Consider the following 19,586-nt stretch of genomic DNA (forward strand, 5'->3'; position numbering starts at 1 on the left):
ATAGGATGAAGGAGATCACGGATTCTTTTCAAAAGAATGACGAAGAAAAGACAGAGAAAAGCTGTAGTTGTTCAGAATGCAACTGTTATAAAACAGGGGCTTGTGGTTGTGCAAAAAATTAAATTAGAGGGGGGTTATTAAAATGAAAAAAATCACAGTAATTTATTGGAGTGGAACGGGGAATACAGAAATGATGGCTGAAGCTATTGCAGAAGGAGCAAAAAGTAATGGTGCAGAGGTCAATTTACTTAATGTAGCTAATGCGACCAAGGAAGATGTATTTAATGCTGACGCAGTGGCATTGGGTTGTTCATCTATGGGAGCTGAAGTATTAGAGGAAGAGGAAATGGAACCATTTGTTGAATCTTTAATGGATGAAAGGTTAAAAGGAAAGCCCGTAGCTCTATTTGGCTCCTACGATTGGGGTGATGGAGAGTGGATGAGAGACTGGGATGGCAGAATGAAGGAATATGGAGCAGACTTAGTAAGAGAAGGTCTTATTATTCAGTTAACACCAGAGGACGAAGGGCTTGAAGAATGCAGACAATTGGGAAAAAAATTAGTAGAAGGATAAAACGTAATTTAATATAGATAATTTGAAGGAACAGAGAACGAGCAAATCACTGTTCCTTTTTCTTTTAAGAATAAAAAAATTAATCTTCAGAGCTGAATAGATAAAATATGGATTGACAATTAAAATTGACGCTGATATAATCAAATCAAAATTGAATACTAAATCTATTGGTACAATCGTATGTATAAGATTGCTTAAAAAGGAAGTTCGGTGTAATTCCGACATGGTCCCGCCACTGTAATGGATAAAATTTTGCGAATACCACTGTGTTATAAACATGGGAAGGTGTAAAATTTGTTATTCCTAAGTCAGGAGACTTGCCAATGAAAACAACGCTGTTTATAACTCACGAGGATGAGGAGGTGTTATTTGGAAGTAGAATATAATGTGTTCTACTATACTTAATAATACGCTTTCTATGATTAGAAAGTTTTTTTATTGTGGAGAACTCATGATATAATAACTCAGCAAATTTTTGCTGAGTTATTTTTTATTGCATCCTTTATATTGAGTTTGTGAAATATTTGTTTACATGTTTCTATATAATGGTTATAATATATACAGCAAAAGTAAAAGCAAATGACATGCATTATCAACGAGATTGTTGAACAAATGGATTTAGAGTAAGCTATTATAGATTTTAAAAGGTAAAAGGTGCTGAATTGATAAAGAGGTATGAAATGGATAAGAATTAATCGTTTTGAGATTTTGAAGATTTCAAAGCGTATATAGGAGGTACATGAGGTTGCTTAATTACATAGTAAAACGCTTGTTACAATTAATTCCCATTATGCTGGGGGTAAGCTTTTTAACCTTTGGATTAATGCATATATCTCCTAGTGATCCAGCTACCATGAAGTTATCGGCACAGGGGATCGCTGTTTCACAGGAAATAATAGAAAAAACAAGAATAGATATGGGATTAGATAAACCATTTATTGTACAGTACTTGATTTGGCTCAAAAATTTTTTGTTAGGGGATATGGGAAAATCTTATGTCGATCATTTACCAGTCATAGAAAAATTGATGAAGGCTATGCCATCAACGATTCTTCTATCAGCTAGTGCTATGACTGTTACCTTGGCAATTTCTATTCCTCTGGGGATCATTGCCGCAGCTAGACAGAATAAGCTATCGGACTATATCATACGGTGTATTACTTTTATTGGCATATCGACACCCAATTTTTTGCTATCATTATTCTTAATTTATTTTTTTGCTTTGCGTTTAAACTGGATTTCAGTCTTGCCTCAAGAAACCATGACAGGGTTGATTCTTCCGACTGCTACCCTGTCCATAGCCATGGCATCTAAATATATTCGACAGGTTAGGGCAGTTGTATTGGAGGAATTAAAAAAAGATTACGTGATGGGGGCTCAATCTAGAGGCGTTAAAGGTACGGTTATTTTATATAAAAATGTGTTACATAACTCCATGATTACAATCGTAACATTAATAGGATTATCAATTGGTTCCTTACTTGGTGGAACGGTTGTAGTAGAAACCATATTTCAGTTGCCAGGGCTGGGAAAATTGGCAATAGATGCAATTGGAGTTAGAGATTATCCAGTTGTGCAGGGTTTTGTTGTTTGGATGGCACTGATTTATGTGATGGTGAATTTAATCACAGATATATCATACTGGCTATTAGATCCCAGGACCTATAGCAGTTAGGAGGGAATAGATGCATATAACAGAAAATATGAATGCCTTATGGCTGAGGAAGAGGAAAGCCAAGCTAAATCCAGTGGCTATCAGGTTTTATATATTATTAGGGCTTGCTATCATTATGGTTTTAATCAGTTTGCTGGCACCCTATATTACACCTAATGATCCATATGCAACAGATATAAAGTTTAGGAGACTTCCTCCCTCGGAGCATTTTCTCTTTGGAACAGATGGTCATGGCAGGTGTATTCTTTCTAGGGTTTTGGTAGGAGCTAGAACCTCTATTTTTGCAGCTTTGTCATTGGTGGTCGGTACCTTTGTAGTGGGGACGATGATTGGGTGTTTTTCTGGATACTATGGCGGTGTCATTGATACTATTTTTATGAGATTGGCGGATATTTTGCTAGCCTTTCCAGATATTATTTTGGCCATTGCTGTGGCTGGGATTTTGGGTGGAGGATTAACAAACGCCATGCTGGCTTTAGCTCTGACTGGGTGGACTCAATATGCACGACTAGCAAGAAGCAATGTATTAGCCATTCGAGAAGAGACCTTTGTACAAGCCTCAAGGCTAGGTGGAAATAGTAACATGAGAATTATATTTCGACATATACTGCCAAACATAATGGGCCCCCTAGTGGTAACGGCTTCTTTGCAAATTGGGGGTATGATGATGGGGATTGCTGGCCTTTCATTTTTGGGATTAGGTGTTCAGGTACCCCAAGCAGAGTGGGGGTCAATGATAAGCGAAGGAAGAAGTTATTTGCAAATCGCCCCATGGACAGTCCTTTACCCAGGTGTGGTGATGATGATGACCATTATATTGTTTAATCTTTTGGGAGATGCCCTACGGGATTTATTAGACCCAAAAGGACAAGGAGAAATATTTAATAAAAATCAAGATAGATGAGGAGAATGAAAATGAAGAAGAAATTAGTCGTGTTATTGGTATGTATGTTTTTAGCCTCTCTGCTGACAGCCTGCATAGGAGGAAATGAAACCCAGGGAACAACTACAGATGGCAACAATGGACAAGAATCTTCAACTGAAGAAAAGATTTTGACTTTTGGTAGTACAGAATCAACAACATCCCTAGATCCCCATATGGATTGGAATGGTTGGTATGGTGTTAGGTATGGTATAACTGAAACCTTATTTAAATTAAATGACTCCTTAGTACCTGAACCATGGTTAGCGGAAAGCTATGAGAATATTGACGGGCTAACATGGAAGATCATCTTAAAGGACAATGTTTTTTTCACAAATGGCGAAGCTGTCACTGCCCATAAAGTAGTGGAAAATATGCAACGTTTTGGTGAGGTCAACTATCGTGCTGCTGTTTTTGCAACAGCAAGCTATACAGTAGAAGATGATTTAACAATACTGATTAAAACAGAAGCACCCTATGCTACTTTAATCAACGATCTTTCTGATCCCTATGCATCCATTATTGATTTGGCCACAACAGAGGATAGAGAAACACATCCTATTGGAACAGGACCCTATATATCTGTTGAATTTTTGCCTGACGAATCTGTTACTTTGGAAAAAAATCAAAGTTATTGGGATGGAACACCTAAGTTGGACAAAGTATATGTGAAAAAGATTTCTGACATGGATACATTAGCCATGGCATTACAATCTGGTGAAATTGACGTTGCTCATAATATTACATCGGATACCGTAGAATTATTTAAAGACACATCAAAATATACAGTGTCCCAGGTGGAGACTTCTCGTGCGTACATGCTCTATTACAATTTAGAGACACTTCCAGATGAAGCGGTTCGAAAAGCGATTTCAATGGCAATTGATAAAGAGTCTATCTGCACATATTTATTAAATAATTCAGCAACCCCTGCGGTAGGCGCCTTCCCTGATCGTATGGTCTATGGTGGAAGTAATCTTAAGGGTGTGGCATATGACTCTGAAGGTGCAAAAGCAATATTAGAACAAGCTGGTTATAGAGATTTAAATGGAGATGGGATCAGGGAAAAGGATGGAGAACCTCTTTCAATTAATCTAGTTCTCTATAGAAGATTATCACAAGAGGATATTGCTACTGAAATGCAATCTGCATTAAAGCAAATAGGGATAGATGTTAATGTGACGGTATTTGATAATACAGAGTATTTCAAAACAGGAGAATTTGATATTGGAATGTATTGTATCGTAACGAGTCCAACAGGTGATTCGGATGCATTTTTAAATATGACAATGAGAACTGGAATGGATAATAATTTTGGAGGATATAGTCATTCCAAAGTAGATGATTTACTGGAACAATTACAACAAGAATACGATCCAGATAAACGGGCAGAATTGACTATTGAAATTCAACAGCTGGTTTTAGATGATTACGCTTATGATTTTATTGGATTTAATAATATGACGATGATTATGAAAAAGAATGTAACGGGATTTAAAGCACATCCTACAGATTATTACCAATTAAACGTAAATTCCGATATTCAATAATAGCTTGTATGTTTTATTGAAAATCCTTCAGGGGGAAATGGCATTGGAAAGTTTATTGCAAATTAAGGATTTAACTGTGGGTTATGGAAACATAGAGATTGTAAAGGATATAAATTTTACCCTTAAGAGGGGAGAAATATTAGGAATCGTTGGAGAAAGCGGATGTGGTAAAAGTACCCTTCTTAAAGCGATCATGCAGCTTTCTGGCACGGGTGTGGTGACGAAAAAAGGAAGTATACTATTCGAGGGAACAGACATGTTATCCATTTCAAAGGAAGAATTAAGACGAATTAGAGGAAATAGACTAGGAGTTGTTTTTCAAAATCCTGGTGGATCATTGAATCCTTTACGTAAAATAAAGCATCAGTTTATAGAGACAATGCAAAGTCATCGAAAGATCAATAAGAAGGAGGCATATAAAAGTATATTAAATATACTTAGTAGGCTGGATTTGGAGGATGGAGAACGGATTTTAAATAGTTTTCCATTTGAATTGAGTGGGGGGATGAATCAGAGGGTGGCCATTGCTTTGGCCATGATTATGGAACCGGAATTGATTTTGGCAGATGAACCCACCAGTGCATTGGATGTTACGGTACAGGTACAAGTAGTAGAGGAATTACTAAAACTGCGGGAACGGTTCTTTACTTCAATCATAATGATTACCCACAATATGGGTGTTGTTGCAAAAATAGCAGACAAAATCGGTGTCATGTATGCAGGAGAGATGGTGGAATATGGAGAGAAAAATCAAATTTTGGAGACTCCAATACACCCCTATACCAAGGCATTGCTTGCTGCCATTCCCAAAATTGATGGGAAGATGCCTCAAGGACTTCCAGGAAGACCTTTTGTTTTTGGAGAATCACATAAAGGCTGTCGTTTTCTATCAAGATGCAATTGTTTTTCGAAGGAATGTCAAGAAAAAACAAATCATGTAAGCTTTGTTGAAAAAGAGCACTGGTCAACCTGTATAAAACTAGATGGAGTGAAGTCATATGGATATTCCAGTATTAGAAGTTCGTAATATAAAGAAAACATTCAAAAAAGGGAAATATACAGTAACTGCAGTAGATGGTATTAGTTTTAAAATGATGCCAGGTGAGGTACTTGGTCTTGTTGGGGAAAGTGGCAGTGGCAAAAGCACAATAGCAAAGTTAATCACCCATTTACAGTCTATAGATGAGGGGCAAATCATTTTCAATGGAGAAGATATTTCCCATGTAAGCAGAAAGAAAATGATAAGTATTTATAAAGAGATGCAGATGGTTTTTCAAGATCCAGTGGGTTCCTTTGATCCTCGTATGAAAATTGGAGATTCCATAAGGGAAGTATTATGTCGTCTCTGCTATAGTCAGGGAAAACTTGATAAAATAAAAGTAGAAGAAGTTGTGGAAACCCTATTAAATCAAGTGGGTCTTAAGCCTGAATATGCAGAAAGATATCCCTATGAATTAAGTGGAGGCCAATGTCAAAGAGCTGCCATAGCCAGGGCAATTGCAGTACACCCTAAATTACTCATCTGTGATGAAGTCACCAGTGCATTGGATGTTTCAGCACAGGCACAGATCGTGGAACTCCTTATTTCTTTAGGAAAACAGCTGGATATGGCAATTTTATTTATATCCCATGATTTATCACTTGTCAGCTGTATTTGTGACAAAGTCTGTGTACTATATAAAGGAGAACAAGTTGAATATCGAGAGACAAAGAAAGTAATCAGAACCCCAGATCATCCCTACACAAAAAAACTATTATCCTCTGCTTTGTATATGGATAAGATGAATGTATGAATCCATGATAAATAAAATCAAATATTTCTTAAGAGTAAAACATTTAATAGGAGATGAAGAGATACAGGGGACACTACCATCTAGTAAGTTTGCATATCAATTGTATAACTCATTTGCTTGGCCTGCTGCTGTAGAGGGGTGGTTTATCTATCTGATTTCTTCAATCGATTTGATTATGATAGGTTCATTAGGGGCTGATGCAATTGCTGCCACAGGTATTATCGGTCAGCCGCGTATGATTTTTTTGTCCGCAAGTCGATCACTTGGCGTATCGGTGACTGCTTTGGTAGCTCGAAGAAAAGGAGAAGGCAATATCATTGATTTAAATAAATGTTTAAAGCAATCCCTATTGTTCATTTTTCTATTTTCAATTGTTTCCCTGCTTCTTTCTTTTAAATATATTGAAGATATTCTTTACTTTGCAGGAGCACAGATGGAGTATATAGCTATGGCTACAGACTATGCAAGAATTGTTGTTATAGCTGCTTGTTTTACAGCTATGGCGGTAGTTGTAAATTCTGCGCATATTGGCGTGGGAAATACAAAAATTGTCCTGTGGTCTAACATAACAGGCAACTTGGTGAATATCCTTTTCAATTTTTTCTTAATCTATGGTATTGGATTTTTTCCTAGATTAGGAATTGTAGGAGCTGGTATTTCAACATTATTTGGGAGTATAACCACTTTTCTGATTACAATCATATCTGTATGTAATAGAAGAAATGAATTATCAATTTTGGGAAAAAAAGGGTGGATTTTTGAAAAAAAGACAATGGAACCATTGACAATAATTGGAAGTAATGTTTTTGCAGAAAATATTTTTGAGCGGATCGGTATGTTCTTATATTCAAAAATGGTAGCGGAACTTGGAACAATTGCCTTTGCAACCCATCATATCTGTATGAATCTTTGTGATATGTTTTATTGTTTTGGACAAGGTATGAGCAAAGCTAGCTCTGCTTTGGCAGGACAAAAGCTTGGAGAAAAGCGAAAGGATCTAGCAATCATATATGGGAAAATAGGTCAAAGGCTAGGGCTAATGGCATCATCTATTGCATTTTTAATATTTTTCATGGGCAGGAAATGGTTAATGATGCTGTACTCTAGGGATCCCCAAGTGATTGCCTTAGGTGCCAATATCCTTATCATTATAGCGATATGCAGTTTTGTTCAGACACAGGGATTAATTTATTCTGGTGTATTAAGGGGGGCTGGAGATACCCGTTATGTTGCCATATATTCATTAATTATCATAGCAATTCTTAGACCCATTCAAACTTGGATTCTATGCTTTCCTTTAGGCCTGGGACTATATGGAGCATGGATTGCATTAATTACTGATCAGACACTACGTATGTTTTTCGCTTCAAAGCGTTTTTATAGTAAAAAATGGATGGGTGTTAATCTATAGAAGATGGTGTCAGGAAATGATGACTTAAGTTAATACCTAGGATTAAAAATGATAATAAAATAAAGGGAGTTGAAGGATATGACATTAAAAGTGGGGGCGCTAAGTGCTGAAAAGGGAGAGAAAACACAGGGTTTTGTAAGGGTAATGGATACAAATACAATGATTCCAGTAACACTAATAAATGGCAGTGAAGAAGGAAAAACAATCTTGATTACTGGAGGGGTTCATAGTTGTGAATATCCAGGTATTCAAACGGCAATAGAACTGGCAAAGGAAATTCAACCACAAGATATTAAGGGTCGTTTAATGATATGCCATCCATTGAATAAAAGTGGATTTGAAGCTAGAAGGCCAGGTATTGTTCCAGAAGATGAAAAAAATCTAAATAGAGTATTCCCTGGAGATCAGGAGGGCACATTGACCGATAAAATTGCCTACACCTTGGTTACTGAATTCCAAAAACAGGCGGATTTTTATATTGATATGCATGGTGGTGAAATGTATGAACAGTTAACACCCTATGTATACTATGTAGGCAATTCTACACCAGAAGCATGCGAAAGAGCCAGAAATGCTGCAAGTGTAATTGATTGTAAATACATGGTGAGATCTCAGGCTACAACAGGAGCCTATAACTATGCTGGACTACAGGGAATCCCTAGCATATTGATGGAGCGGGGTTGTAATGGTATATGGGATCAAGAGACAGTAAATCTCTATAAAAAAGATGTTTATAATATTTTGATACACTTAGGTTTAATGAAGGGTACGATGACAGAAACCCAATACAAACCAGAGGATTTAGTGGATTTAATCTACCTAAATTCTAAGGTTGCAGGGTGCTGGTATCCAAGTGTTAATGCAGGGGATGCAGTGAAAAAAGGGGAAAAGCTAGGAGAAGTCAGGGACTATTTTAGTAATCCACTTGCTACATATTATGCAGAATACGATGGCATTATTTTATATAGAACCAGTACTTTGTGGGTAGATAAAGATGGTGGAATTGTTTGCTACGGGAAGTTTTAAAGTTTAGGTATTTCTTCAAATCATATAGCAACGATTAAAAAGCTGCAAGAGATTCAAATAGACCAAATAAATGTAGTCAAAGTCATCCTTTAAATCTTCCAAAGGATGACTTTTTTATTCACTGAGAGAGATGCTTGTGACAGTAGTCACATATTAAAAAACATAAAAATGGTATGTTATAGATAGCAAAATGATGAGAATAACCATAGTAGATAATATTTAATCATTAATTATATAAGTTAAGTTCCGTTTTAATATGGAAGGGAGGTCAAAATGAAAATTGCTATTTTAGTAAATGAATCCACAATGGATCGTTGCACTGGGAAGGGTTGTTTTAATGCTTTTTATCAGCAGATTGATGCCTTCAAAAGTTACAGTCCTGAAGTGGAACTCCTGGGATTTACCCATGTCGGTGGAGATTTGGAGCACAAAATTGAAAAAATGATCAATAACGGGGTGGATGTGGTACATCTTTCTTCCTGCCTCAGAGCAAAGTATCCAGAATACCAGCACTTGGCCCATAGGCTTGCTGAGCATTTCAAAGTTGTGGGCTACACACATGGTTCAGAAAAAGGTAAGAGTCGGGATTCAATTTCTTTGGATAAAAAACAACGAAAAGTAATCTAGGATACAGAAGCGGTATAAAGAAAATGATAGTATGATGATGAAATTAATTAAAATAATGAGGAGGATTTACAATGGAGCAATTCATCAAAAACATAGAACTTTCAAAAGTATTAGATCTGGAGTCATTGGTTACATATCAAGAAGGACAAGTCATTAGTAGAACTTTAGCACAAGGAAAAAACTTGAGCTTAACCTTATTTGCATTTGATAAGGGAGAAGAGATCAGTTCCCACTCTTCTAGCGGAGATGCAATGGTCTATTTACTTGATGGTGAGGCGGATATAACAATAGGAGAAGATGTTTTTAATGTAAAGAAAGGTGAAACGATTGTGATGCCCGCAGGTATATCACATGCATTATTGGCTAAAGAACAATTTAAAATGCTTTTAGTAGTGGTATTTAAGCCATAGAGCTGTTAATAAGAGTAAAATTAAATAATATGTAAAAAAAACAGTCGCAATGATTTTAAATCAAATTGCGACTGTTTTTTATTTGCACTGTTTTTTATTTAAACCGAACAAAGTTCCACAAGTCTTTCTAAGCTATGTATTGTGATGGTTCGATTTTGAAAAGAAATGAGTCCTGCTGTTTGCATGTTTTTAAGTTCCCTTGATAGGGTTGGTCTAGATACGTTGAGATGCTCAGCCAAGGACTTTTTAGAAAATTGTAGTCTAATTGTAAAGCTATTTTGTTTCTTCTGTTCCATTAATAAAAAAGAAGCAATTTTTGCAGAGACAGAACTTAAGGACAAGATCTCGATGGTTTTGTTGAGTGCCAAAACCCGATTGGACACAGATTTCAAAAACTTTGACATAATGATTTCATCCTGAGCGAACAATTTCAAAAGATCATTTTTGTTGATGAAAAAAATAATGCTATTTTCACAGGTAGAGATGGTGGAAGGATAGTACTGGATATTAGCAAATAAAGCTGCATCGGCAATTAGATCGTATTGAAATCTTCTGTTGACTGTGATGGCTTTACCTGATGCAAATATCTTTTGAACATCTACGCTTCCCTCTAAAATAATGCCTAAATGGTGTATGGAGTGATGAGGGGAAAACACCACTTCATTTTTTTGATAACATTTTACATGATAAGTGATGGTAGAGAATAGAGGTTCTATCTCGTCAGTGGAAAGATGGTCAAATAGGATGCATTTATTCAAATATTTTAAACGACTATCCATCATCTTAACCCCCATAAAAATATAATAAAAAATTGTTAATATAAAAAAGTGTATCCTGAGATACTTCTTTCTTTGAAGCTTAACGTTATAATCTCTTTATAGTATAGCTGAAAATGATTATCAAAGTCAATAAATTCAAATAGGTATGATTTTCTATCAAGTTTTTTCACTGAATAAGAACTAGAAAAGGGAGGTTTCATTTTGTATAGCTTAGGAATTGATGTAGGCTATTCTGCCATTAAATTTGTATTAATCAATAAGGAACTTCAAATAATTGATCGCACCTACATTTTACACAAAGGGAGAATAAAGGAAGAAATAGGACAATACTTTACAAAAATAATCAGTCAATATGGATCTGAAAATATAAACTATGGGGCCGCCACAGGTCAGGGAAGTAAATTCATCTCAGAAAAGCAAGGAATCACATGGATTAATGAAGTCACTTCATTGGTAGAGGGTAGCTGGCGTGTCCACCCTGATGTGAATACTGTTATTGAAATTGGAGGACAAAGTTCAAAATATATTACAAACATGAATCAATCAGACAAATCCAATATGAAAATTTCCATCAATTCAAATTGTTCAGCTGGTACCGGCTCCTTTATTGAGGAACAGGTATCCAGGTTAGATATTAAGTTAGAAGACTATTCAAAGTATACTGAAGAGGCTACCTTTATACCCAGGATAGCCGGTAGATGTAGCGTGTTTGCTAAAACCGATATCATACACCATCAGCAAGAGGGAACAGATGCAAAGGATATATTACTTGGTCTGGCATATGCCTTGGTAAAAAACTATCGAGCCAATGTCATTAAGAGAAGTTCAATTCAAAAACCAATATTGTTTACGGGAGGAGTTGCTTATAACAAAGCAATTATAGAAGCCCTAAGAGAGACCCTTAAGCTTAATGAGGAAGATGTGGTTGTACCAGAGGACTGTGGAAATGTTGCGGCATTAGGAGCGGCGATTATTGCAATGCGAGACAAAATATCTATTGATTTATCCAAAGTACAAATAATCATTGAAAACACTGAAAGTAAATTGAGTTTTATTGAGGATACTGTTACTTTTCCTCCCTTAAATCAATATGGTAAAAATGATAGTCTAAATAAACATGACTGTAAGAATGTGGGCTTAGAATCTGAGATTAGTGGTTATATTGGACTTGATATAGGTTCTACCAGTACCAATGTTCTTCTGATGGACCAAGCGAATCATGTGATTGCATTTAAGTACTTAAGGACCTTAGGAGATCCCATTGAAGCAGTTAGAAAAGGACTTTTGGAAATTAAAAAGGACATGGGAAAAGAAATTAAGGTTTTGGGAGTAGGAGCAACGGGCTCGGGGAGATATATGGCAGGTGATTTTGTAGGGGCCGATGTCATCATAGATGAAATCACTGCCCAAGCAAAGGCTGCCTATAGCATAGATAAAGAAGTGGATACAATAATCGAAATCGGAGGACAGGACTCTAAGTTTATTAAGCTAGAGAATGGAATTGTTTCAGATTTTGAGATGAATAAAATTTGTGCTGCTGGAACTGGATCATTTATTGAAGAACAAGCAAAAAAACTCAATATTCCCATTAGCGAGTTCGGAGCCTTAGCCCTCAGCTCACAAAATCCTGTGGACTTAGGGGACCGATGTACAGTGTTTATTGAAACAAATGTCGCTGCCAGTATGAGTCAAGAAGCAAAAATTGAAGACATTGCAGCGGGATTATCCTACTCAATTGTAAAAAATTATTTAAATAAAGTAGTGGGTAAAAAAGAGATTGGTAAAAAGGTGTTTTTCCAGGGAGGGGTAGCCCATAATCAAGCTGTTGTGAATGCCTTTAGATCCATATTAGGTAAACAAGTAGAAGTACCGGATTTTTTTAGTGTGACAGGAGCCTATGGGGTTGCTATTTTAGCTAAGGAGCACATGGGAAATTCGGTTTCAGTCTTTAAGGGATTTGAATTAGAAGATGGGTTGACCTTTAAAAGAACAGAAAAGAAACAGATTACCACAGAAAGCAAAATAACAAAGGTATTTGAAGAAATTGAAAAGCATTATTTGGAGGGATATGAAACCATACTAGATCCCGCAAAGAGAACAGTTGGAATACCAAGGGTACTTTTCTTACACAAATTGTTTCCTCTATTCAATACTTTTTTTAAGGAATTAGGATTCAATGTCATTTTATCAGATAATAGTAATGAAGAAACCGTAGAATTAAGTCAAGAATTTTCAATGGAGGAAACCTGCTATCCGATCAAGCTGATTAATGGCCATGTGGCACAGTTACTTGAGAAGAAGGTTGACTATGTATTTTTACCTAGCCTCTATACCATGTCCCATCCAGTATCAACAACAAGGCAAAACTATGGATGTGTGTACATGCAGTGTTTTCCCAAGTTAATCAACCAAACCATGGAATTAGAAAGTAGGGGAGTTGAATTATTATCTCCGGCATTATCTTTTGAATTTGGTAAAAAGTATATGATGAAAACCCTTATGGAGCTTGGGAAAAAATTAAAAAAGAATTCAGTTCAGACAGCTCTAGCCCTAACAAAGGGGATGAAGCGGTTGAAGGAGTTTGAAATGAAGGTTGAAAAATTAGGTGAGAAAACGATACAAAGCTTAGGAAAAGATGAAAAAGCTTTTGTAATTATCACAAGAGCCTATGGGATTGCTGATCCTATCTTAAACATGGGTATTCCAGAGAAATTAGAAAAATTAGGCTATAAAGTGTTAAGTTTGTCGAATTTACCTGCCCATGACCAAGATACTTCAAAGGAACATCCGAATCTATATTGGCCCTTTGGTCAACACATATTGTCTGGAGCACAAATGATTAAACAGCATCCTAATTTATACCCAATCTATATCACAAATCATGGTTGTGGTCCCGATACGGCATTAGCCCATTATTTCAAAGAAGAAATGAAAGGAAAGCCCTATTTAAACATAGAGGTGGATGAGCACTTTTCCAGTGTGGGTGTGTTAACTCGGGTTGAAGCCTTTGTCAATAGTTTGAAATCCGAACCAGTTCTAGAGGGTGAAGTCCTAGAGATTAAGCAATATGCTGATATGGTCGTTCATAAGCCTACAAACATTAAATCAAAATTGCATGAGATAGATAAAAAAACAGTACTGTATTTGCCACATCTATATCCATACGCTCAAATGCTAGCCACTTACTTGCAGGCCAAAGGACATGAGGCTTACGTGCTACCAATGACGAATAAGAAGACCTTAGATTTAGGACGAAAGCACACATTGTCTAAGGAATACCTTTCCTTTACAGGCCTTGTTGGAGATGTGTTAAGACAGGCATTAAAGTGTGAGGAATCAAGTGAAAACTACGGATTTATCATTCCTACATCCGAGGGTTCAGAGGTGGGAGGGCAATACCATAGATTGCTTCGAGATAAATTAGATGGAGAAAAAAGACAAAAGGCAGAGATCATGGCTCCATTTATTGAAGATGTCATAAAAGACAGCACAATTTCCCGGGATATATTCTTGATGCTCTTAGGAGGAGATTTAATCAATACTGTATCAAGAAATAAAAGAGAAAAATATCTTGATAAAATTCAGAGTTTGATCCAAAAGAATGAATTGACTATTGATCACTTGAAAATCATGGCAAAAGAAATCTATAGCGGAATCAAAAGACCAGACCACTCAAAGAAAATTTTCGTTGTGGGGGAGGTAAATGTTTTATTCAATGATTTCATGAACAACAATACATTCAAAACCATGGAGGAGCAAGGGGTACAATTATTGTACGCTCCCCTCAGTGAATATATGTGGTTTGTCTGGAGAGATTATTTATCCCAACAAAACAATGGAAAAGAACTTGAAGCTCACAAAGAGCTAATTCGATTGTCGGGTTATATTCAAACGATATCCCGAATATTGATGGATGAAAGCACCTTTGAAAGGGATCTGGAAAGCCTTGTGCAAAGAGCAGATCAGCATTTAGGTCTTTATTCCGGTGGAAATGGGAGATATAGACATGCTAAAGTCATGGGAGATTTAAATGATATAAAGGGAATCATAACCGTTTCTTCGATGTATGAAAATACCAATACCATTTTAAATATATTATCCGAAGATAAAAACAACATTTCTAAAATACCGGTATTAAACATGACATTTGATGGAAATGAGAATGAAATAGATAAGTCTAAAATAGATTCCTTTACCTATTATGTACTGCAAGAGAATAATAGTGAGGAAGCAAGTAATGAAAGGGGGGCTTAAATTGAAACTGGAGGGGGTCTATAAAAATTTTGATGAAATAAAAGTATTACACAATTTTAATCTAGCAGTAGACGATAAGGAAATAACCTGTATTTTAGGACCCTCTGGATGCGGCAAATCGACTTTGTTGAATATCATGGCGGGAATTATAAAGCCCGATGTAGGTAGTGTAAAAGACAATAAAAAGAAAGTGGGATATGTGTTTCAAGAGGATCGATTACTTCCTTGGAAAACCGTATACGAAAACATAAAAATAGTCAATAAAAAAGCTTCGGATTTAAAGTTAAAGAATTTAATTAATCTTGTGGGGCTGACTGACTTTGAAAATAAATATCCGGGCCAATTAAGCGGTGGTATGAGGCAACGTTGTGCCATCGCAAGGGCCTTTAATTTTCAATCGGAACTGTTATTAATGGATGAGCCATTTAAATCACTAGACTATGATCTTCGGATCAATATGGTAAAAAGCCTAATTGATATATGGCATAAATGGAATAATGCGATTGTGTTTGTCACCCATGAAATCGATGAAGCCATATTACTGGGCAATAAAATTGTGGTCCTTTCTAAAAACCCCTGTACTGTAGAAACAATCATAAATGTAAATACACCTCAAAACCTGAGAAACCTTGAGGACAGAGAATTAGTAGCTGTAAGGACTAAGCTGATTAAGATTCTTTCAAATCAAAAGGATGCTAGTACCTATAAAAGTGCTTAGTCGGTGGCAAGAAAGAATATCGTAATTTAATGTGATCAAAAGTAACAATGAAGCTTTGAAAAATAGTAAACGAGGAGTGTTATGTATGAAAAAAGTAATGAGTTTGATTTTGATTTTAAGTTTAGCCCTAGCCATATTATCTGGATGCACGTCAAATGTTGACAATCAATCTGATGCAGCAGAGGTAGATGCATCAGAAGTGAATACAGAAGAGGTGGAAAAAGTAAGTATCAAGGTAGCTGCTCCTGCAGGTGCCCCAACCTTGAGTATGATCAAAATGTTTAAGGAAAATCCATCCTTTGGAGAACATGTAGAGGTAAGCTATGAATCTGTTAAATCTCCGGATTTAATGGCTTCTAGAATTATTTCAGGAGAAGTTGATATCGCAGTGGTACCGACTAATCTAGCAGCGACACTTTATAACCGAGGCGTGGACTATAAGCTGGCGGCATCAAGTGTATGGGGAATTCTTTATGTTGTTGGAAATGAAGAAATGACTAGCTGGGAAGACTTAAGAGGAAAAGAAATCTATACCATGGGAAGGGGAATGACTCCAGACATTGTTTTCAGATATCTTCTTTCTAATAATGGAATCGATCCAGATAATGATGTCACATTAACCTACATGGGAGAAGCCACTGAGCTTGCTTCAGCATTTATTGCTGGCAAAAGTGCCATATCAATTATGCCAGAGCCTGTACTTTCTAATGTCATGATGAAAAAGCAAGATACTAAAATAGTATTAGATTTACAAGAAGAATGGAGTAAATTAAATAATGGTGATTCAAGTTATCCTCAAGCCTCTCTGATGGTGAGAAATGATGTGGTTGAAAATAATCCAGAGCTTATCGAAATGTTTTTACAAGAATATGAAAGCAGTATTAGTTGGTTAGTCACAAATGCTGAAAAAGCAGGAGAATACAGTGAAGCGTTAGAAACTGGTCTATCTAAAGGCGTTGTTGTGGCAGGACTCCAAAGGTCTAATATTGAATACCGTAGCTCAAAAACTGCGAGGGAAGCCATCGAAAAATATTTAAACGTGCTATTTGAATATTCACCAGAAGTAATTGGAGGGAAGCTTCCAGATGAAGGCTTCTATCTTGAAAACTAAAAACAGTAAAGAACTATTATACACGGCACTATCCATCATAACCCTGCTAATCCTTTGGAAAGTCGTGTCTGTCATAGTGGATAAAGAAATATTGATTCCTTCACCTGAAAAGACTTTTATTGAAATTATAAGCATTATAAGAGCACCCTATTTTATTGTAGCAGTAATGAATACATTAAAAAGAGCCCTAATCGGTTTTGTCATCGCATTGGGAGCAGGCATTGGTTTAGGTCTGATGGGAGGCTTTTTCAAGCCAATGTATTATTTACTAAGACCAATTGTATTAATTAATAAAGCAGTACCTACCATGGCTATGATCTTACTTGCTCTCATCTGGTTAGAGTCAGAAAAAGCCCCTATATTAGTTGGATTTGTGGTTATTTTTCCAATCATATATGAAAATGTTGTCCAAGGAATCAGAAACGTTGATGTGAAATTGGTTGAAATGATGGACATGTACGATATTAATAAACTAGATAAGTTGAAAGATTTATACATGCCATCCATCAAATCTTATCTACATGGAGCCATGTCAGCAGCCATGGGCCTTAATCTTAAAATAATCATAGCAGCAGAAGTGCTGAGTCAACCAAGATTATCAATGGGAACAAGTTTTCAAATCGAAAAAGCAAATTTGAATACTGCAGGGGTATTTGCATGGTCCCTGATAGCCATATGTATCGCAGGTATTTTAGAGCAGACACTTAAAGTGATGAAAAATAGGTAGCGGAAATCTTAGTAATACTGGAAAATAAACTGTTTTAGAGCATCTGTTATAAAAATACAGTAAATAAAATAGAAGAATGATTAATGGTCCCCTAGACGAGTGTTTAGGGGATTTTGCTTTGGAAAGAGCATTTTTTTCTTAAAAATACTAAAAAGTACAAAAAAAAACTTGATTGTGCATGGACCTTCATTATAAAGTTTTATATAATTGTAAAAGATGAAGATGATTATTGTTATCATTTGAAAAGTTTTACTGGTAATATCCTTTGTAGGGATATACTACATAATACAAGGAGGGATTATTTTACATGTTAATTAAAAACAAAATCATGAAATTATTTATTATGAGTATTTTACTCATAACTTTGCTGGCGGGTTGTTCTTCAGGCGGGGCATCAAACACGACTTCTCAAGATAGTAACTCTAATGAAGGTAATACCACAGAGGAGGTTAACACGGATGAATTGCTCTATGTTAATTATAGAGACATAAGAGATTTAAATCCTCATCTTTATAGTGGAGAGCTTTTTGCACAAAATTTATTATTTGAAGGGTTAGTAATGATTACAGATGAAGGGATTCAGCCATGGCTTGCAAAAGACTGGGATATATCTGAAGATGGACTGACATATACCTTTCACATAAGGCAGGGGGTCACTTTTTCCGATGGATATCAATTTGATGCCCATGCGGTAGAAGCTAATATTCAGGCTATTTATGATAACTATGATAGACATGGTTGGCTAGAAAGCATTAGATTATTAGACGGGTTTGGTGCTATTGATGAGTATACCTTTGAGATGAAATTAAAGGAACCTTATTATCCCCTACTTACAGAGTTGGCGGTAACTAGACCCTTTAGATTCCTATCCCCTAATAGCTTCATCGATGGAACCACTAAAGATGGCGTGGAGGGACTTATTGGTACAGGGAAATATGTCCTTACAGAAAATCATATTGATGAATATGCTATATTCGATGTAAATTCAAGTTATTGGGGCGAAAAGCCAGAAATTAATAGAATTACTGCAAAGGTTATTCCTGATAATCAAATCAGAACACTTGCTCTAGAAAAGGGTGAGATTGACATCATATTTGGAACAAATATGATTGATGCAGAAACCTATCTTAGGTTTTCGGAAATGGAAGGCTTTGGGGCGAGTTTATCAGATCCTTTGGCTACGAGAATGCTTATTGTGAATTCAACTGATGAAATTCTATCTGATGTCAATGTAAGGCAGGCTGTTAATGCAGCGGTGAATAGAGAAGAAATATCTGATGGAATTTTTTATGGGTTAGAGGCTCCTGCTGATAGGATGTTGGCTAGTACCGTCCCCTATTGTGATGTTGACCTAGAGGGATATGTTTATTCCCTAGATAAAGCAAATGGTCTTCTTGATGAATCAGGTTGGAAGATGAATGAAACTACAGGTGTACGTGAAAAAGATGGCATGTCTTTAGAGGTTGAAATGCATTATAATGCTGATAGTGTAACAGAGAAAACAATTGCTGAATACTTGCAAGGTGAAATGACAGGAATTGGTCTTAGGCTTAATATTATTGGAGAAGAGGAACAAGCCTATAGAGACAGAATGAAGGCTGGAGACTTTGCTATTACTTTCAATATGTCATGGGGAACTCCCTATGATCCACATTCTTTCCTTGGTGGCATGAGAATGCCTGCTGTTTATGGTGATTATGCAGCCCAGCAGGGTCTTGTGGAAGTTGACAAGCTTCATGATACAATCCTAAAGGCTTTTACAAGCACAGATGAAATTCAAAGACAAGCGTATTATGATTATATTCTTACCTATTTACATGAAGAAGCCATCTATGTTCCATTGACCTTTGAAAGAAACAGAGCAATATATAAAGACAAGGTGAAAAACGTAACATTTAATCCTTCTCAATTTGAAGTACCCCTTGAACGAATGTATATTAAATAAAATAATTGATGCAGATGGGTCATAGTAAATATACCTATGACTCATCTGCATCTTTATAAAACAA

At 36.1% G+C, this 19,586-nt stretch carries 16 protein-coding genes and 1 riboswitch; of the genes, 15 read left to right on the forward strand and 1 reads right to left on the reverse strand.

Annotation, left to right across the window (positions count from 1 at the left end):
- Positions 1-142: 142 nt before the first annotated feature.
- The 10 genes from AMET_RS05495 (at position 143) to AMET_RS05540 (ending at position 9,988) form a co-directional block, all read left to right on the forward strand.
- Entirely contained in the window at positions 143-574 is a 432-nt protein-coding gene (locus AMET_RS05495) for a flavodoxin (protein WP_012062368.1), read from the forward strand.
- Between the two features lie 151 nt (positions 575-725).
- Positions 726-913: riboswitch (cobalamin riboswitch) on the forward strand.
- A gap of 400 nt (positions 914-1,313) precedes the next feature.
- Positions 1,314-2,249 (forward strand): nickel ABC transporter permease, encoded by a 936-nt coding sequence (gene nikB / locus AMET_RS05500; protein WP_041720400.1) that lies wholly within the window; start codon positions 1,314-1,316, stop codon positions 2,247-2,249.
- A gap of 10 nt (positions 2,250-2,259) precedes the next feature.
- Positions 2,260-3,153, forward strand: a complete 894-nt coding sequence (gene nikC / locus AMET_RS05505) for a nickel transporter permease (RefSeq protein ID WP_012062370.1) — start codon at positions 2,260-2,262, stop codon at positions 3,151-3,153.
- An 11-nt stretch (positions 3,154-3,164) separates the two neighbouring features.
- A complete protein-coding gene (locus AMET_RS05510) occupies positions 3,165-4,721 on the forward strand; it encodes an ABC transporter substrate-binding protein (protein WP_012062371.1) in 1,557 nt (518 codons plus the stop codon).
- Positions 4,722-4,758: 37 nt separating this feature from the next.
- Positions 4,759-5,748 (forward strand): ABC transporter ATP-binding protein, encoded by a 990-nt coding sequence (locus AMET_RS05515; RefSeq protein ID WP_198135393.1) that lies wholly within the window; start codon positions 4,759-4,761, stop codon positions 5,746-5,748.
- The gene (locus AMET_RS05520; RefSeq protein WP_012062373.1) at positions 5,720-6,514 is read left to right on the forward strand and encodes an ABC transporter ATP-binding protein; all 795 of its coding nucleotides are present in this window, start codon (positions 5,720-5,722) and stop codon (positions 6,512-6,514) included. The genes AMET_RS05515 and AMET_RS05520 overlap by 29 nt, the downstream gene beginning before the upstream one ends.
- 4 nt (positions 6,515-6,518) lie before the next feature.
- Complete coding sequence (locus tag AMET_RS05525; RefSeq protein WP_041721417.1) at positions 6,519-7,925, forward strand: MATE family efflux transporter; 1,407 nt, start codon at positions 6,519-6,521, stop codon at positions 7,923-7,925.
- Between the two features lie 78 nt (positions 7,926-8,003).
- Positions 8,004-8,951, forward strand: coding sequence for a M14 family metallopeptidase (locus AMET_RS05530; RefSeq protein ID WP_012062375.1), 948 nt, complete (start codon positions 8,004-8,006; stop codon positions 8,949-8,951).
- Between the two features lie 273 nt (positions 8,952-9,224).
- Positions 9,225-9,578 carry a CGGC domain-containing protein gene (locus AMET_RS05535; protein WP_012062376.1) on the forward strand — a complete coding sequence of 118 codons (354 nt, stop codon included), beginning with the start codon at positions 9,225-9,227 and terminating at the stop codon, positions 9,576-9,578.
- Positions 9,579-9,649: 71 nt separating this feature from the next.
- On the forward strand, positions 9,650-9,988 hold the full coding sequence (locus AMET_RS05540; RefSeq protein ID WP_012062377.1) for a cupin domain-containing protein: 339 nt from the start codon (positions 9,650-9,652) through the stop codon (positions 9,986-9,988).
- Positions 9,989-10,086: 98 nt separating this feature from the next.
- Here the strand turns inward: AMET_RS05540 and AMET_RS05545 are convergent, their stop codons facing one another.
- Positions 10,087-10,770 (reverse strand): Crp/Fnr family transcriptional regulator, encoded by a 684-nt coding sequence (locus AMET_RS05545; RefSeq protein WP_012062378.1) that lies wholly within the window; start codon positions 10,768-10,770, stop codon positions 10,087-10,089.
- Positions 10,771-10,968: 198 nt separating this feature from the next.
- Between AMET_RS05545 and AMET_RS05550 the strand changes: the two genes are divergently transcribed.
- The 5 genes from AMET_RS05550 (at position 10,969) to nikA (ending at position 19,522) form a co-directional block, all read left to right on the forward strand.
- Positions 10,969-15,021: an acyl-CoA dehydratase activase gene (locus tag AMET_RS05550; RefSeq protein ID WP_012062379.1), complete on the forward strand. Its 4,053-nt coding sequence runs from the start codon at positions 10,969-10,971 to the stop codon at positions 15,019-15,021.
- 1 nt (position 15,022) lies between these two features.
- Complete coding sequence (locus AMET_RS05555; protein ID WP_198135394.1) at positions 15,023-15,739, forward strand: ABC transporter ATP-binding protein; 717 nt, start codon at positions 15,023-15,025, stop codon at positions 15,737-15,739.
- Positions 15,740-15,824: 85 nt separating this feature from the next.
- Positions 15,825-16,850, forward strand: a complete 1,026-nt coding sequence (locus AMET_RS05560) for an ABC transporter substrate-binding protein (protein ID WP_012062381.1) — start codon at positions 15,825-15,827, stop codon at positions 16,848-16,850.
- The gene (locus AMET_RS05565; protein ID WP_242661394.1) at positions 16,840-17,577 is read left to right on the forward strand and encodes an ABC transporter permease; all 738 of its coding nucleotides are present in this window, start codon (positions 16,840-16,842) and stop codon (positions 17,575-17,577) included. Before AMET_RS05560 ends, AMET_RS05565 begins: the two co-directional genes overlap by 11 nt.
- A 328-nt stretch (positions 17,578-17,905) precedes the next feature.
- Positions 17,906-19,522: a nickel ABC transporter substrate-binding protein gene (nikA, locus tag AMET_RS05575; protein ID WP_157047365.1), complete on the forward strand. Its 1,617-nt coding sequence runs from the start codon at positions 17,906-17,908 to the stop codon at positions 19,520-19,522.
- The last annotated feature ends 64 nt before the right edge of the window (positions 19,523-19,586 follow it).

It is taken from the genome of Alkaliphilus metalliredigens QYMF (assembly GCF_000016985.1).
In the GTDB taxonomy this organism is placed as follows: Bacteria; Bacillota; Clostridia; order Peptostreptococcales; family Natronincolaceae; genus Alkaliphilus_A; species Alkaliphilus_A metalliredigens.

What these genes read in the sequence shown, in the direction of transcription:
- AMET_RS05545 (WP_012062378.1), bottom strand. Translation starts at nt 10,770, where the DNA reads ATGATGGATAGTCGTTTAAAATATTTGAATAAATGCATCCTATTTGAC.
- nikA (WP_157047365.1), top strand. Translation starts at nt 17,906, where the DNA reads ATGAAATTATTTATTATGAGTATTTTACTCATAACTTTGCTGGCGGGT.
- AMET_RS05515 (WP_198135393.1), top strand. Translation starts at nt 4,759, where the DNA reads ATGGCATTGGAAAGTTTATTGCAAATTAAGGATTTAACTGTGGGTTAT.
- nikC (WP_012062370.1), top strand. Translation starts at nt 2,260, where the DNA reads ATGCATATAACAGAAAATATGAATGCCTTATGGCTGAGGAAGAGGAAA.
- AMET_RS05525 (WP_041721417.1), top strand. Translation starts at nt 6,519, where the DNA reads ATGATAAATAAAATCAAATATTTCTTAAGAGTAAAACATTTAATAGGA.
- AMET_RS05495 (WP_012062368.1), top strand. Translation starts at nt 143, where the DNA reads ATGAAAAAAATCACAGTAATTTATTGGAGTGGAACGGGGAATACAGAA.
- AMET_RS05540 (WP_012062377.1), top strand. Translation starts at nt 9,650, where the DNA reads ATGGAGCAATTCATCAAAAACATAGAACTTTCAAAAGTATTAGATCTG.
- AMET_RS05520 (WP_012062373.1), top strand. Translation starts at nt 5,720, where the DNA reads ATGGATATTCCAGTATTAGAAGTTCGTAATATAAAGAAAACATTCAAA.
- AMET_RS05535 (WP_012062376.1), top strand. Translation starts at nt 9,225, where the DNA reads ATGAAAATTGCTATTTTAGTAAATGAATCCACAATGGATCGTTGCACT.
- AMET_RS05510 (WP_012062371.1), top strand. Translation starts at nt 3,165, where the DNA reads ATGAAGAAGAAATTAGTCGTGTTATTGGTATGTATGTTTTTAGCCTCT.
- AMET_RS05560 (WP_012062381.1), top strand. Translation starts at nt 15,825, where the DNA reads ATGAAAAAAGTAATGAGTTTGATTTTGATTTTAAGTTTAGCCCTAGCC.
- nikB (WP_041720400.1), top strand. Translation starts at nt 1,314, where the DNA reads ATGAGGTTGCTTAATTACATAGTAAAACGCTTGTTACAATTAATTCCC.
- AMET_RS05530 (WP_012062375.1), top strand. Translation starts at nt 8,004, where the DNA reads ATGACATTAAAAGTGGGGGCGCTAAGTGCTGAAAAGGGAGAGAAAACA.